Source organism: Roseateles sp. GW821-FHT09H10, assembly GCF_059415865.1.
Genome location: NZ_JBWKOB010000005.1, coordinates 286,953 through 300,886, shown reverse-complemented (window position 1 = coordinate 300,886; position 13,934 = coordinate 286,953). Strand labels below are relative to the sequence as shown.

The 13,934-nt window shown below is 68.8% G+C and carries 14 protein-coding genes; 7 read left to right on the top strand and 7 right to left on the bottom strand.

Going from position 1 to position 13,934, the window contains the following annotated elements; all coding sequences use genetic code 11:
- Positions 1-17: 17 nt before the first annotated feature.
- From AC07OY_RS22565 to AC07OY_RS22555, 3 genes are read left to right on the top strand one after another with little or no spacing between them, the layout of a single operon-like run.
- Positions 18-863 (top strand): hypothetical protein, encoded by an 846-nt coding sequence (locus tag AC07OY_RS22565; protein ID WP_495044821.1) that lies wholly within the window; start codon positions 18-20, stop codon positions 861-863.
- 23 nt (positions 864-886) lie between these two features.
- Positions 887-1,450: a sigma-70 family RNA polymerase sigma factor gene (locus tag AC07OY_RS22560; RefSeq protein ID WP_495044820.1), complete on the top strand. Its 564-nt coding sequence runs from the start codon at positions 887-889 to the stop codon at positions 1,448-1,450.
- Positions 1,443-2,456 (top strand): ankyrin repeat domain-containing protein, encoded by a 1,014-nt coding sequence (locus AC07OY_RS22555; RefSeq protein WP_495044819.1) that lies wholly within the window; start codon positions 1,443-1,445, stop codon positions 2,454-2,456. The genes AC07OY_RS22560 and AC07OY_RS22555 overlap by 8 nt, the downstream gene beginning before the upstream one ends.
- Before the next feature lie 154 nt (positions 2,457-2,610).
- On the opposite strand, the gene acnB is transcribed toward AC07OY_RS22555, so the two are convergent.
- The 5 genes from acnB to AC07OY_RS22530 form a co-directional block, all read right to left on the bottom strand.
- The gene (gene acnB / locus AC07OY_RS22550) at positions 2,611-5,202 is read right to left on the bottom strand and encodes a bifunctional aconitate hydratase 2/2-methylisocitrate dehydratase (RefSeq protein WP_495044818.1); all 2,592 of its coding nucleotides are present in this window, start codon (positions 5,200-5,202) and stop codon (positions 2,611-2,613) included.
- A 20-nt stretch (positions 5,203-5,222) separates the two neighbouring features.
- The gene (locus AC07OY_RS22545) at positions 5,223-5,633 is read right to left on the bottom strand and encodes a type II toxin-antitoxin system VapC family toxin (RefSeq protein ID WP_495044817.1); all 411 of its coding nucleotides are present in this window, start codon (positions 5,631-5,633) and stop codon (positions 5,223-5,225) included.
- Entirely contained in the window at positions 5,630-5,893 is a 264-nt protein-coding gene (locus AC07OY_RS22540; RefSeq protein ID WP_495044816.1) for an AbrB/MazE/SpoVT family DNA-binding domain-containing protein, read from the bottom strand. The genes AC07OY_RS22545 and AC07OY_RS22540 overlap by 4 nt, the downstream gene beginning before the upstream one ends.
- 104 nt (positions 5,894-5,997) lie before the next feature.
- Positions 5,998-6,624 (bottom strand): hypothetical protein, encoded by a 627-nt coding sequence (locus AC07OY_RS22535; RefSeq protein WP_495044815.1) that lies wholly within the window; start codon positions 6,622-6,624, stop codon positions 5,998-6,000.
- Positions 6,625-6,752: 128 nt separating this feature from the next.
- Entirely contained in the window at positions 6,753-7,766 is a 1,014-nt protein-coding gene (locus AC07OY_RS22530) for an HpcH/HpaI aldolase/citrate lyase family protein (RefSeq protein WP_495044814.1), read from the bottom strand.
- Positions 7,767-7,916: 150 nt separating this feature from the next.
- On the opposite strand from AC07OY_RS22530, the gene AC07OY_RS22525 reads away from it, so the two are divergent.
- Positions 7,917-9,482 (top strand): methyl-accepting chemotaxis protein, encoded by a 1,566-nt coding sequence (locus AC07OY_RS22525; RefSeq protein WP_495044813.1) that lies wholly within the window; start codon positions 7,917-7,919, stop codon positions 9,480-9,482.
- Between the two features lie 11 nt (positions 9,483-9,493).
- Here AC07OY_RS22525 and AC07OY_RS22520 read toward each other — a convergent pair whose 3' ends face one another.
- Positions 9,494-10,768, bottom strand: a complete 1,275-nt coding sequence (locus AC07OY_RS22520; RefSeq protein WP_495044812.1) for an MgtC/SapB family protein — start codon at positions 10,766-10,768, stop codon at positions 9,494-9,496.
- A 183-nt stretch (positions 10,769-10,951) separates the two neighbouring features.
- On the opposite strand from AC07OY_RS22520, the gene AC07OY_RS22515 reads away from it, so the two are divergent.
- The gene (locus AC07OY_RS22515) at positions 10,952-11,317 is read left to right on the top strand and encodes a TraR/DksA family transcriptional regulator (protein ID WP_495044811.1); all 366 of its coding nucleotides are present in this window, start codon (positions 10,952-10,954) and stop codon (positions 11,315-11,317) included.
- Between the two features lie 289 nt (positions 11,318-11,606).
- Here AC07OY_RS22515 and AC07OY_RS22510 read toward each other — a convergent pair whose 3' ends face one another.
- Positions 11,607-12,593 (bottom strand): malate dehydrogenase, encoded by a 987-nt coding sequence (locus AC07OY_RS22510; protein WP_119047305.1) that lies wholly within the window; start codon positions 12,591-12,593, stop codon positions 11,607-11,609.
- An 85-nt stretch (positions 12,594-12,678) separates the two neighbouring features.
- On the opposite strand from AC07OY_RS22510, the gene AC07OY_RS22505 reads away from it, so the two are divergent.
- Together AC07OY_RS22505 and sdhC are read left to right on the top strand one after the other, a co-directional pair.
- Positions 12,679-13,404 carry a GntR family transcriptional regulator gene (locus AC07OY_RS22505; protein ID WP_495044810.1) on the top strand — a complete coding sequence of 242 codons (726 nt, stop codon included), beginning with the start codon at positions 12,679-12,681 and terminating at the stop codon, positions 13,402-13,404.
- 93 nt (positions 13,405-13,497) lie between these two features.
- Entirely contained in the window at positions 13,498-13,926 is a 429-nt protein-coding gene (gene sdhC, locus AC07OY_RS22500) for a succinate dehydrogenase, cytochrome b556 subunit (protein ID WP_495044809.1), read from the top strand.
- The last annotated feature ends 8 nt before the right edge of the window (positions 13,927-13,934 follow it).

Here is a 13,934-nt window from a genome sequence, read left to right as displayed (position 1 = left end):
TCTGCGAAGGATCCGCCATGAGTTCGCCGCTCCCCCTGCGCCGCCGTACCGCCTTGCTGCAGCTGGCCGCGCTCACCGGCCTGGCCGGCCTGCATGCCGGCTGCGCCGCCGCTGCGTCCCCGCCTCTGCTCGACATGCAGCTGGTCGACCGCGACAGCGGCGCCATCCTGGCGCAGTACCCCAGCCGCGGCCGCCATTACAGCCCCGGCACGCCGGGCTCGCGCTATGCCATCCGGCTCAGCAACCGCACCGGCGAGCGCGTGCTGGTGGTGCTGTCGGTGGACGGCGTGAACGCCATCACCGGTGACACGGCGGCCTTCAACCAGTCGGGCTATGTGCTGAGCCCGGGCGAGAGCTACGACATCACCGGCTGGCGCAAGAGCGATCAGCGCATCGCCGCCTTCGAGTTCACGTCCCTGGGGGACTCCTATGCCGCGCGCACCGGCCGGCCGGCCAATGTCGGCGTGATCGGCGCGGCGGTGTTCCGCGAGATCCATGTGCCGCCACCGCCGCCGCCGCCGGTGGTCTACGAGGCCCCCAGCCCGGTGTCGCGGCTGAATGGCGCGGCGGCGGATGCCGCTGCCCAGGCGGCACCGGCGCGAGAAAGCGCCGGGCGGGCCGAAGCCGAGCGCTCGGCGCGCGCCAAGCTGGGCACGGGGCATGGCGCCTCGGAGTGGTCGCCCATTGCGCACACCGGCTTCCAGCGCCGCACTTCGCAGCCCGAGCAGTTGCTGGAGATCCACTATGACAGCCAGGCCAATCTGATGGCGGCCGGCATCATGCCCAGGCCCATGGCGCAGCTGCCGCGGGCCTTCCCCAACAGCAGCGGCGGCTATGTGCCCGATCCCCCGCCGCGCTGGTGACGCCGGGGTAGCATCCGCGCCGCATGGTCGTCAGCGAACCCGCCGATGAAGAACTCATCGCCAGCTATCTGCGCGGCGACATGGGGGCGTTCGACCGCCTGTACCGCCGCCACGACCGCAAGACCTTCGCCTTCGTCCGCCAGATGCTGCACCCCACGGACCGCGCCACGGTGGAGGACCTGCACCAGGAAGGCTGGCTGGCCGTCGCCAGCAAGGCGGCCAGCTTCGCGCCGGCCAAGGCCAGGTTCTCGACCTGGCTCTACACCGTGCTGCGCAACCGCGTGCTGGACCATCTGCGCGCCCGCCCGCCACAGAACGACGACGAAGCCGACCTGGATCAATTGGCATCGGCTGCCGCCGGGCCAGAGCAGCAACTGGTGTCCAAGCGCCTCGTGGAGGCCGTCGAGGGCGGGCTGCTGCGCCTGTCGGTCGAGCAGCGGGAGGCCTTCCTGCTCTTCACCGTCGTCGAGCTCAGCCTCGCCGAGATTGCCGACGTGACCCAGGCCCACCAAGAAACCGCCAAGACCCGGCTGCGCTATGCCCGGGACGCATTGCGGCATCGCCTGAGCGAGTGGCGTGATGGCTGAGTTCGATCCCATCCCCCCCAACGACGCCGCCGAGGCCGCGTACGCGCGGGCCCTGCTCGACGACGAGGCCGGCCGCGAGCAGCGCCGCCTGCGGCTGATGGCGGCCCTGCCGCGGCCCGAAGCGCCCGCGGCCGTGCCGGTCGCCGAGAACGCGCTGGCCTGGCGTTGGCCGCCCTATGCCATGGGCTTGCTGCTGCTGGGGCTGCTGGTCGCGACCTTCCTCGTCATCAAGCCGAGGCCCCCCGACGCCAGGCATGAGGCCGACCCCCGCCTGGCCGCCGCTCCGTCGGCCTCGGAGCCCATCGTGGTGGCCCAGGCGAATCCGCCGGTCGCCGCGCCGCCCCTGGTGGTGGCCGAGGCGCCGCGGACGGCTGCCAAGGCCAGCCCGGCCAGGCAGCGCGCCGAACGATCGGCGCCCGAGGTGCTGGCGGATGCGCGTCAGCCGCGGCGGGAAGCGGAGGTGAGCGCGGTCATGGCCGAAGCGGCTCGCCCTGCCGTGGCCGAACCCCCGCCCGCCGCCGCGCCGCCCGTGGCCGCCGCACCCATGCCCGCGGCGCCCATGGCCGCCGCCGCACCACCGCCGCCCAAGGCGGTGGCCGATATGGCAGCGCCTCAGGCCGAGGCCCTGGCGCGGGCCGAGGTTTCAAGCGGGTTGGCCGGCAGGGCGCGGGCGCCGGCGCCCGCGCAGATCGCCCAAAGCCTGGCGGCGTCGAATGCCGAATCGGCCAAACCCCTTTCGCCCGCCAATGCCTTCCTGCTGGCCGCCGTCAATCACGGCGAGCTGGCGACCGCACGCTCGGCCTTGCAAGGCGGGGCCTCGGTCCATCTGCGCGACATCCAGGGCCGCACGGTGCTGATGCTGGCCGCCCGCAGCGGGTCGCGTGAGATGGTGGACTTGCTGCTCGCCGCGGGAGCCCGCAAGGCGGACCGCGATCCGCAGGGTTGGACGGCGGCCGACCATGCTCAAGATCTTGGGCATGGGGAGCTGGTCGTGCGGTTGCGTTGAAGGTCAATCCGAGATCGCCGCGCCTCAGCGTGGACGCTTGCGAAGCCGATTCCTGCGCCATCGGAGCGCTTTGATCCGCAGGCCTTCTGGACGAGCTGAAAGAAAAAGCCCGCCGGGCTTGCGCGCGGCGGGCTGGCTTTTGAAGCCTTCAGGCTCAGGCTGTCACGGTCTTGGCGGTGTCGGCGTACTCTTCGATCTGGTCGAAGTTCAGGTACTTGTAGACGCTGGCGGTGTCCTTGTTGATGATGCCCATCGCCTCGTGGTACTCCTGCACCGTCGGGATGTGGCCCAGCTTGGACGCGATGGCGGCCAGTTCGGCCGAAGCCAGGAACACGTTGGTGTTCTTGCCCAGGCGGTTGGGGAAGTTGCGGGTCGACGTGGACACGACGGTCGCGCCTTCACGCACTTGCGCCTGGTTGCCCATGCACAGGCTGCAGCCCGGCATTTCGGTGCGTGCGCCGGCCGTGCCGAAGGCGGCGTAATGGCCTTCCTTGATCAGCTCGCTCTGGTCCATCTTGGTCGGCGGGGCGACCCACAGCTTGACCGGGATGTCGCGCTGGCCGCCCAGCAGCTTGGCAGCGGCGCGGAAGTGGCCGATGTTGGTCATGCACGAGCCGATGAAGGCTTCATCGATCTTGGTGCCGGCCACGTCGGACAGGAACTTGGCATCGTCCGGGTCGTTGGGGCAGCAGAGGATGGGTTCCTTGATGTCGGCCAGGTCGATCTCGATGACATGGGCGTACTCGGCGTCCTTGTCGGCTTCCAGCAGCTCGGGATTGGCCAGCCAGGCTTCGACCTTCTCGATGCGGCGCTGCAGCGTCTTCGCGTCGGCGTAGCCGTCGGCGATCATGTTCTTCATCAGCACGATGTTGCTGGTGAGGTATTCCTTGATCGGCTCGGGGTTGAGCTTGATCGTGCAGCCGGCGGCCGAGCGCTCGGCGGAGGCGTCAGACAACTCAAAGGCTTGCTCGACCTTCAGGTCGGGCAGGCCTTCGATTTCGAGGATGCGGCCCGAGAAGGCGTTCTTCTTGCCGGCCTTGGCCACGGTCAGCAGACCGGCCTTGATGGCGTACAGCGGGATGGCATGCACGAGGTCGCGCAGCGTCACGCCGGGCTGCATCTCGCCCTTAAAGCGGACGAGCACCGATTCGGGCATGTCCAGCGGCATCACGCCGGTGGCGGCGCCGAAGGCCACCAGGCCGGAGCCTGCGGGAAAGGAGATGCCGATGGGGAAGCGGGTGTGCGAGTCGCCGCCGGTGCCGACCGTGTCGGGCAGCAGCAGGCGGTTCAGCCAGCTGTGGATGACGCCGTCTCCCGGGCGCAGGGACACGCCGCCGCGGTTGCTGATGAAGGCGGGCAGCTCGCGGTGGGTCTTGACGTCCACGGGCTTGGGATAGGCCGCCGTGTGGCAGAAGGACTGCATGACCAGGTCGGCCGAGAAGCCCAGGCAGGCCAGGTCCTTGAGCTCGTCGCGGGTCATGGGGCCGGTGGTGTCCTGCGAGCCGACCGTCGTCATCTTGGGCTCGCAATAGGTGCCCGGGCGCACGCCCTGACCCTCGGGCAGGCCGACGGCGCGGCCGACCATCTTCTGCGCCAGCGTGAAGCCGGCCTTGGTTTCGGCGGGGGCCGAGGGCAGGCGGAACAGCGTGGAGGCGGGCAGGCCCAGGAACTCGCGCGCCTTGGCGGTCAGCGAGCGGCCGATGATGAGGTTGATGCGGCCGCCGGCGCGCACTTCGTCGAAGAGCACATCGCTCTTGAGCTTGAACTCGGCAACGGTCTGGCCATTCTTCACCAGCTTGCCGTCATAGGGCAGCACGTCGATGACGTCGCCCATTTCGAGCTTGCTGACGTCGACTTCAATGGGCAGCGAGCCCGAGTCTTCCTGCGTGTTGAAGAAGATCGGTGCGATCTTGCCGCCCAGCGTCACGCCGCCGAAGCGCTTGTTCGGCACGAAGGGAATGTCCTGGCCGGTGGCCCAGATGACGGAGTTGGTGGCGGACTTGCGCGAGGAGCCGGTGCCGACCACGTCGCCGACATAGGCGACCAGATGGCCCTTCTTCTTCAGGTCTTCGATGAACTGCATCGGGCCGCGCTTGCCGTCTTCCTCGGGCTTGAAGGCCGCGTCGGGGCGGGTGTTCTTCAGCATGGCCAGGTAGTGCAGCGGGATGTCCGGGCGGCTCCAGGCGTCGGGGGCGGGCGACAGGTCGTCGGTGTTGGTCTCGCCGGGCACCTTGAAGACGGTGACGGTGATCTTCTTCTCGACTTCAGGGCGGGTCGTGAACCACTCGGCATCAGCCCAGCTCTTCATGACTTCCTGGGCCTTGGCATTGCCAGCCTTGGCCTTGGTGGCGACGTCGTTGAAGTAGTCGAACATCAGCAGGGTCTTCTTCAGGCCCTCGGCGGCGACGCCGGCCACTTCGGCGTCGTCCAGCAGTTCGATCAGCGGATGCACGTTGTAGCCGCCCACCATGGTGCCCAGCAGCTCGGTGGCCTTGGCCTTCGAAATGAGGCCCACCTGGAGGTCGCCGTGCGCCACGGCGGCCAGGAAGCTGGCCTTGACCTTGGCGGCATCGTCCACGCCCGGGGGCACGCGATGGGTCAGCAGGTCCAGCAGGAAGGCGTCCTCGCCGGCCGGCGGGGCCTTGATCAGCTCGATCAGTTCAGCGACCTGCTTGGCGTCCAGCGCGAGGGGAGGGATGCCGAGGGCGGCGCGCTCGGCTGTGTGTTGGCGGTAGGCTGACAGCATGGTGATCTCCGTAGGGCAGGTCAGGATTGGGCTTGAGGCACGATCAGCCTCAGGCCTTTGAAATAGTCTCGAAAGAAGCCGTCATCGCGGGTGATGAGGGCCTGGCATTGCAGCAGCGCGTGCGCGCCAATGAGGAAGTCTGCGACGACGCGCTGGCGGGCGCCACCGCGGTCGCGGTAGCGGCGCTGCATATGGCCGGCGCGCACGGCGGCGGCTTCCTGGATGGGGTCATAGCGCAGCCCGAACTCCTTCAGCGAGTCCATGACGGTCTCGCGGGTGTCGAGCAGGGTCTGCACCTCGGCAGCGACGGCGTCGCAGAGCACGACCTCACCCTGGCTGAGGGCCAGGGCCAGGGCCTCGGAAGAGGCATCGCCGTAGCGCAGGTCGCCCGTCAACACGTCGACCAGGACCGAGGAGTCGACAGCAATCATTCCTCTTCGCTCGGAGCGGGGAAGGGATCGCCGGGGGCCCTGCCGCGCAGGGCGCGCATGGCGTCGTCGGTGCTGGTGAAGCCCTCGGCCAGCTTGAAGCGCCCGCGCAGCTTGGCCAGGGCGTCGTCGACGTTCTTGCGCAGGATGATGCGGCCGCCGTCCAGCTCGACCTTGAGCGTGGTGCCCTTGGTCAGGCCGAGGGCGTCTCGGACGGCTTTGGGCAGGGTGATCTGCCCGCGTTCGGCAACGGTGGCTTCCATGGGGCCTCCAGCGGCTGAGCGCCGTGGAGGCGGCGGCTCAGGTATGCATCAGAAAGTATGTATTCATTCTACATACCGGAGCCGCGGGTTTCAACTGAGATGACTCACTTGGCCTTGCTGGCCCGCGCCGGCTTAGGCGGGGTGGCGGTGTTGGCGGCCGCCTCCGCTGCACTGGGCGTGATGCCCAGACCGCTGCGCGCGGCTTCGGCGGCTTCGGCCTCGGGGTCGTTGATCTTGGCGGCCTTGGCGGCTTCCATCAGCTTGATCTGCTCGGGATGCACGCAGTCGTCGATGAGGCGTTGGCCGATCTTGGTATCCAGCAGCATGGATTTGTTGGCGATCTGGATCATCAGCGTGCGGCCGGTCACGTCTTCCAGGCGCAGGGCGCCGGTGGAGGACAGCACGGGCTTCATCGTGAAGACCTGCTTCTTCCAGACCACATTGATGTAGCCCGCCGTCTTGGGGTGCTTCTCGATCAGCACGGTTTCCTTGAACTCGCAGGCGTAGTCGCCGAGGTAGGCGCGCTCGGCGGCGGCCAGCTGGGTCTCGTCGGCATCGGCCAGCACGGGCTCGGGCGGGGGCGGCGGGGTCTTCTTGGCCGGTGCGGGCTTGGCGGCGGCCTTGGGGGCCGGCTTGGCAGTGGCGGGCTTGGCGGCAGGTGCGGTCTGAGCGAAAGCGGGCAGGGTGGCGCAGAGGATCAGGGCAGCGGCGCTGCGGCGGAGCGAAGGCATCGGCATCGGGCTTGGAGGTCGAGGAAAGGGGTGGAAAAAGGGTGGCGCATCATGGCCGCAACGGCATCGCGCAGGGGTGAAAAGATGTAGGCATTGTCGGCGTGAAGGACTGCACGCCTGCCCCTGCCTCACTCGGCGATTACCCCGATGGCTACGGGGAAGAACGCCGACCGCGCGGCTTCCGGCAGGGCTCGTCCGGTGCGCTCGGCGCGCTCCAGCACGGTCCAGAAATAGCGGTAGCTGGCGCGGTCGTGCAGGCGGTCGTGGAAGGAGATGGGCGCCCACTGCTGGGCCTGCGCGGCGAGCAGCAGCTCGGCGGCCTCCGCGACCTCGTCGGCGGCCGGTGCGAAGGCCTCGACGATGGGTCGGATCTGGTCGGGATGGATGCTCCACATGCGCGTGTAGCCGAACTCGCGCGAGGCGCGGCGCGCGGCCTGCGCGAGCCGTTCGGCATCGCGGAACTCGGTGACGACGCAGTGCGAGGGCGTCTTGCCGAAGGCGTGGGCGGCGGCGGCGATCTCGAGCTTGGCGCGCACGACGAGGGGATGCTCGAACTGGCCCGGCAGCTCCATCGCCGTCTTCGGAATCGCGCCGCCATGGGCCGAGACGAAGTCCATCAGGCCGAAGGACAGCGACTCGATGCGTGGATGGGACGCGATGCGGAAGACCTCGCGCAGGGCGCCATGGGTCTCGATGAGGACCTGCAGCGGCAGCTTGGGCTTGCCGTGGCGCTCGCAGGCGGCGTCGATGGCCGCCGCGGCGCGGTCGACGTCGTCGGCGCTCTCGGGCTTGGGGATCATCAGATAGGCCAGGCGCTCGCCGGCCCTGGCGATCAGCGTATCGACGTCGCTTTCGAATGCCGCGTGACCGAATGGATGCACACGCGCGCCGACGCGGCCGAAGCGGTTGGCGGCGCTGGTGGCCAGCTCCGCGATCAGCAGCGCATGCTCGGCCTCGCCGCCGACCGGCGCGCCGTCCTCGGCGTCCAGCGTGATGTCGAAGACGGGCCCGAGCTCGGCCTGCAGGGCCAGGCTCTTGCGCATGCGGGCCTCGACGCCGCAGTAGTGGTCGACGACGGGCAGCGCGGGCGGCGTGGCTTCATGGCCGAACAGGGCCTGGCGGGGGTGGAGGAGGACGCTCATCGCAGCACTGTACCCAGGCCCGCCACCGTGCCAGATGTGACGCCGGTCGCGGAATCGCGACGTTTGGAGGAGGCAAAGGGTGTTGATGCACTGTCATATCTGACCCAGGCGTGACAGCATCTGCGCACAACGATTCCAGGAGACAAAGCCATGCTCAAGCTCGAGTCGCTCAGGGTTTCCCGCCGCCTGGCCCTGCAGACCTTCGGTGCCGTCCTCGGCGTGCTGCTGGTGGCCGGCTTCCTGCTGTTCTCGGAACGCGCCCTCATCATGAATGAGCGCCAGCAGGCGGTGAAGCAGGCGGTGGAGGTGGCGCACGGCGTCGTCTCGCATTTCCATGCCCAGGTTGCCGCCGGCAAGCTCTCGGAGGAGGAGGCCAAGAAGGCGGCCCTCGCCGCCGTGAAAGGCCTGCGCTACGGCGGCAGCGAGTATTTCTGGGTCAATGACATGACGCCGCTGATGGTCATGCATCCCATCAAGCCGGCGCTCGACGGCACGGCGCTGAACAACAACAAGGACCCGACCGGCAAGCCGCTGTTCGTGGCCATGGTCGACATCGTCAAGGCCAGCGGCGCGGGTTTCATTCCCTATATGTGGCCCAAGCCCGGCAGTGAGCAGCCGGTGCCCAAGGAGTCCTACGTCAAGGGCTTCACGCCCTGGGGCTGGATCATCGGCTCGGGGGTCTATGTCGACACCGTCAACGACGCCATCGTGCAGCGGGCCTGGAAGGTCGGCGCGGGTGTGCTCGCGCTGGTGGCCGTGCTGCTGGTGCTGGGCCTGGCCATCACGCGCAGCATCACGCGCCAGCTCGGCGGCGAACCGGCCCGCGTCAACGAGATCACGCGCCAGCTCGCCGAAGGCGACCTCAGCGTCGACATCGACCTGCGAGGCAGCGGCCATGAGAGCGTCATGCAGGGCGTGAAGGCCATGCGCGACAGCATGGCCAGCATCGTGCAGCAGGTGCGCGACGGCTCGGAGTCGGTGGCCAATGCCAGTTCCGAGATCGCCAGCGGCAACCAGGACCTGAGCGCCCGCACCGAGAGCCAGGCCAGCGCGCTGCAGCAGACGGCTGCGTCCATGGACGAGCTGGGCGCGACGGTGCGCAACAACGTCGACAACGCCATGCAGGCCAACCAGCTGGCGCAGAACGCATCCAATGTGGCGGCCGAGGGCGGCCAGGTCGTCAAGCAGGTGGTTGACACCATGCGCGGCATCAACGACAGCTCGCGGCGCATCGGCGACATCATCGGCACCATCGATGCGATCGCCTTCCAGACCAATATCCTGGCGCTGAATGCGGCAGTGGAAGCGGCCCGGGCCGGCGAGCAGGGCCGCGGCTTTGCCGTCGTGGCCGGCGAGGTGCGTTCGCTGGCCGGTCGCAGCGCCGAGGCGGCGCGCGAGATCAAGCAGCTCATCACGCAGAGCATGGAGCGCGTGGATCGCGGCAACACGCTGGTCGACCAGGCCGGGGAGACCATGGAGAAGGTCGTCAGCAGCATCCAGCGCGTGACCGACATCATGGGCGAGATCAGCTCGTCCAGCGCCGAGCAGAGCGCGGGCGTGTCCCAGGTCGGCACGGCCGTCACGCAAATGGACCAGGCCACGCAGCAGAACGCCGCCATGGTGGAAGAGATGGCCGCGGCGGCGGCGGGGCTGAGGTCGCAGGCCCAGCAGCTGGTGGAAACGGTGTCGACCTTCCGCCTGCCGGCGACGCGCTGAGGCGTTCCAGGTCAGAGCCGGGCCCAGGCCGAGACGCCACCGACCAGGCAGATGGCCGCGCTCGCCACGGCCATGTCGCTGCGCACCCGGCCGCGTGCGACCAGCATCACCAGCGCGACCTTCACCGCCGTGTTCGCCAGCAGGGCAGCCAGCAGTGCCCAGGCGGTCCCGGTCGTGGTCGCGGCGCCGTTCTTCTGGCCGCTGAGCGAAAGCACGATGGCGTCGACGTCGGCAGCGCCCGCAAGCGCCGAGACTGCCAGCAGGCCGCCGCTCGGGAACTGCTGCTGAGCCAGCTTCACCCCGACCAGGACAAGGGCGAACAAGGCGCCGAACCTGATCGCGGCACCCAGGCTGAATGGGTTTTTCAGGACGGTGCAGGCCTGCGCGGTGCCGGATGCATCGGCGGTGCCGGCGACGTAGTGGCGCAGCGCCAGCGCGGCCGTGGTCAGGCCCATGGCCAGCAGCGGCGGCCACAGGGCGGCGAGCAACTCGCGGTTGAGGAGGGCGACGATCGTCGCCACCCGCAGGAACATGACGAGCCAGGCGCACAGGATGCCGGCCGTGATGGCATCCGTATTGGCGGGGCTGGCGGCCTTGCGGCTGTCGCGCGCGAAGTTCAGCGTGGTGGCCGTTGACGACACCAGGCCGCCGGCCAGGCCGGTGATCGCGGCGCCTCGCGCCGGCCCCAGCCAGCGCATGCCGATGTAGCCGGCCAGGGAGAGTGCGGAGATCAGCACCACCAGCAGCCACAGCTGGTAGGGGTTCAGGGCCTGCCAGGGGTCCACCGTCTCGTTCGGTACGAGCGGCAGCACGATGACCGAGGCGATCAGCAGCTTGATGCCGGCGAGCATGTCGTCCAGTCCGACCCGCTCGACCAGGGCGTGCAGGGGCTGCTTGAAGGCCAGCAGCGCCGACAGCGTCACGGCCAGTGCCACCGCCAGTGCCTGGCTGCCCGTGGCCGCCATGCCGCCCAGCAGCACGACCAGCAAGGCCGCGATCTCGCTGGTCATGCTGGGCGGCGCATCCCTGCCGTCGAGGCGCCACAGCACATGGCTGGCAATGGCCATCGCGCTCGCGCATGCAAGCACGGTGGCAAAGAGCCACGGCAGCTGCAGCTGCTGCCCGAGCCAGGCGGCGGTGGCGCCGGACAGGGCCAGCAGGGCATGGGTGCGGATGCCGCCGATGGTGTGCGAGGGCGCGGCTGGCCGTCTCTTCTCCCTTTCGATGCCGACCAGGATGCCGATGAGGAGGGCGACGAAGAAGCGGCCGGCGAGGTCAGGCGTCATGAGGCGCCAATCTAGGCGGCCGGCGCCGCTGGGCCCTTGATGCCGGTCAAGCCGGCAGGTGCGGTGATCAATGCCGCGGCTGATTCATCCGGCTTGATCCAGCGCAAGCCGACGACCCGGGCACTGCCTAGCATGGTTCATCGCCACCAACGCGCTGCCACGACTTGCCAAGGACTGCACACGATGGAAACCCAGACCCAAGCGCAGCTGCCCACGCTGCGCCAGTTGCTGCTGTACCGCCAGGCTGAGTTGCGGGCGGAAGTCGATGCGGCGCAGCAGGCCCGCCAGGCTGCGCCGATGCAGGGCCCGGAGGTCAGGGACCTCAAGGACGATGCCGAGCAGACGCAGCGCCAGCGGACCGAGGACTTCCAGGCCGCGCGCGACTTGAAGGAGTTGCAGGACGTCGATGACGCGCTGGGCCGGCTGGATGCCGGCAGCTATGGTGACTGCGCCGACTGCGGCGAGGCCATCGCGGCGGCGCGGCTCACGGCCCTGCCGTCCGTGCGCCTGTGCGCGGCCTGCCAGGCCGCCCGGGAGCGACTGCCATGAGCACGAGCGGCCTGGGGCGCGCCTGCGGTCCGGCGCTCGCCGCATTCCCCGGCCGTCCTTCGCGGCAACGGCCGCCCGGGTGAGGCCCGCCGCCCTCCTGACGCACGACGATCCTCAGGTCGCTGAGTTTCCAAAGCCACGCGGACCAGCAGCAGCCTGCCGAGATCGTGGTCCTGAGCCGCCAGGTGCAGCCGAAGTCCTGACGCGCGGCCGCCGCGGGCAAAAAAAAAGACACCCTCGCAAGGGTGTCTCGTTGGCGCTGGCGGGCGAACCGGCCGGCGATCCGGGCTCAGAGGAGGTGCTTGACGCCGTCCTGCTCGTCCGTCAGTTCCTTCAGCGTCTTGTTGATGCACTCCTGCGAGAAGGCGTCGATCTCGATGCCCTGCACGATCTTGTACTCGCCGCCTTCGCAGGTGACGGGGTAGCCGAACATGACTTCCTTGGGGATGCCGTATTCGCCACCCGACGGGATGCCCATGGTGACCCACTTGCCGTTGGTGCCCAGGGCCCAGTCGCGCATGTGGTCGATGGCGGCGTTGGCGGCCGAGGCAGCCGACGACAGGCCGCGAGCGGCAATGATGGCCGCGCCGCGCTTGCCGACGGTCGGCAGGAAGGTCTCACGGTTCCACTGCTCGTCGTTGATCAGGCCCTTGACGGACTGGCCATCGATGGTGGCGTTGCGGTAGTCGGCGTACATCGTGGGCGAGTGGTTGCCCCAGACGGCCAGCTTCTCGATCGAGCCGACCGGCTTGCCGGTCTTGGAGGCGATCTGCGAGGCGGCGCGGTTGTGGTCCAGGCGCAGCATGGCGGTGAAGTTCTTGGCCGGCAGGTCCGGGGCCGACTTCATGGCGATGTAGGCATTGGTGTTGGCGGGGTTGCCGACCACCAGCACGCGCACATTGCGCGAGGCGACGGCGTTCAGGGCCTTGCCCTGCACCGTGAAGATCTGGGCGTTGGCGGCCAGCAGGTCGGCACGCTCCATGCCGGGGCCGCGGGGGCGGGCGCCGACGAGCAGGGCGTAGTCGGTGTCCTTGAAGGCGGTCATCGGGTCGCTGTGGGCCTCGATGCCGGCCAGCAGCGGGAAGGCGCAGTCTTCGAGTTCCATGATCACGCCCTTCAGCGCGTTCTGAGCCTTCTCGTCGGGGATTTCCAACAGTTGCAGGATGACGGGCTGGTCCTTGCCCAGCATTTCGCCGGAGGCGATGCGGAACAGCAGGGCATAGCCGATCTGGCCAGCAGCGCCGGTGACGGCGACGCGAACGGGTTTCTTGCTCATGGAGGTCTCCGAGGACAGTTGATAAAGCTGGACTGGGGCGTGTCGCCCGCAACCCGTCGAGTGTACGGGCATACCCTGTGCTGCAATGCGGTCCATGCCCAAGTCCGCTGCGCCGCTGTATGAACAGATCCGCCAATTGATCGTGGCCGCCCTGGCGGAGGGCGAATGGCGTCCGGGCGACGCCCTGCCCAGCGAGGCGGCCCTGGCCGAGCGCTTCCATGCCAGCGCGGGCACGGTCAGGAAGGCCATGGACGAACTGGCGGCGGCGCATGTCGTCGAGCGCCGACAGGGCGCCGGCACCTTTGTCGCGACGCACACGGCGCCACGCGACGCCTACCGCTTCCTGCGCCTGGTGGCCGATGACGGCGCCACCGGTTTCACGCGCGAGCTGCTGCATTGCCGGCGTGCGCGCGCCACGGCCGAGACGGCGCGGGCCCTGCACCTGCGCACGGCCGAGCCCGTCATCGAGGTCAGGCGTCTGCTGCTGCGTCGCGGCCAGGCCGTCGTGCTGGACGACCTGTGGCTGCCCGAGCGGCATTTCAAGGGGCTGAGCAGCGAGGTCATCAACGCCTACGCCGGCACGCTGTATGCGCTGTTCGAGGAGCGCTACCAGGTTCACATGGTGCGCGCCGAGGAGAAGCTGAGGGCCGTCGCGGCCGGCGCCGAAGCCGCCGAACTGCTCGGCGTCGGCGACGGCGCGCCCCTGCTCAGCGTGGAGCGCGTGGCCTACACCTACGGCGACCGGCCGGTGGAATTGCGCCGCGGCCTCTACCACACGCAAGCAGACCACTACCGCAATGAGTTGAACTGAAACTGACAATGCCGCAGTGCAGCAACCGCGAAGCTTGACCAGGATCTAGGCCCTAGAATCTTTCGGTTTCACATTGATTACGCAGGCTCGACCATGACGGACAGCGCCAAGACCCGACCGGTCTTCAGAAATATTCACGTCACGCAGATCGTCAGTTACCGCCTCCCACCCGCCGGCATCGTCTCCATCCTGCATCGCATCAGCGGCCTGCTGATGTTCCTGCTGCTGCCTTTCGCGGTCTGGATGCTGGACAACAGCCTGAGCACGGAAATCTCCTTCGAGACTTTCACCAACGTGTTCGTGGCGGGTGCCGCCGGCATCCCCGGCTGGTTCGTCAAGCTGGTGGCGCTGGCCCTGATCTGGGGCTACCTCTTCCACTTCATCGCTGGCGTGCGCCATCTGTGGATGGATGCAACCCACAGCGTCAGCAAGGCCCAGGGCCACAGCTCGGCGCTGATCACGCTGGTCCTCAGCACGCTGCTCACGCTGCTGCTGGGAGCCAAGCTGTTCGGTCTGTACTGAGGAACAAC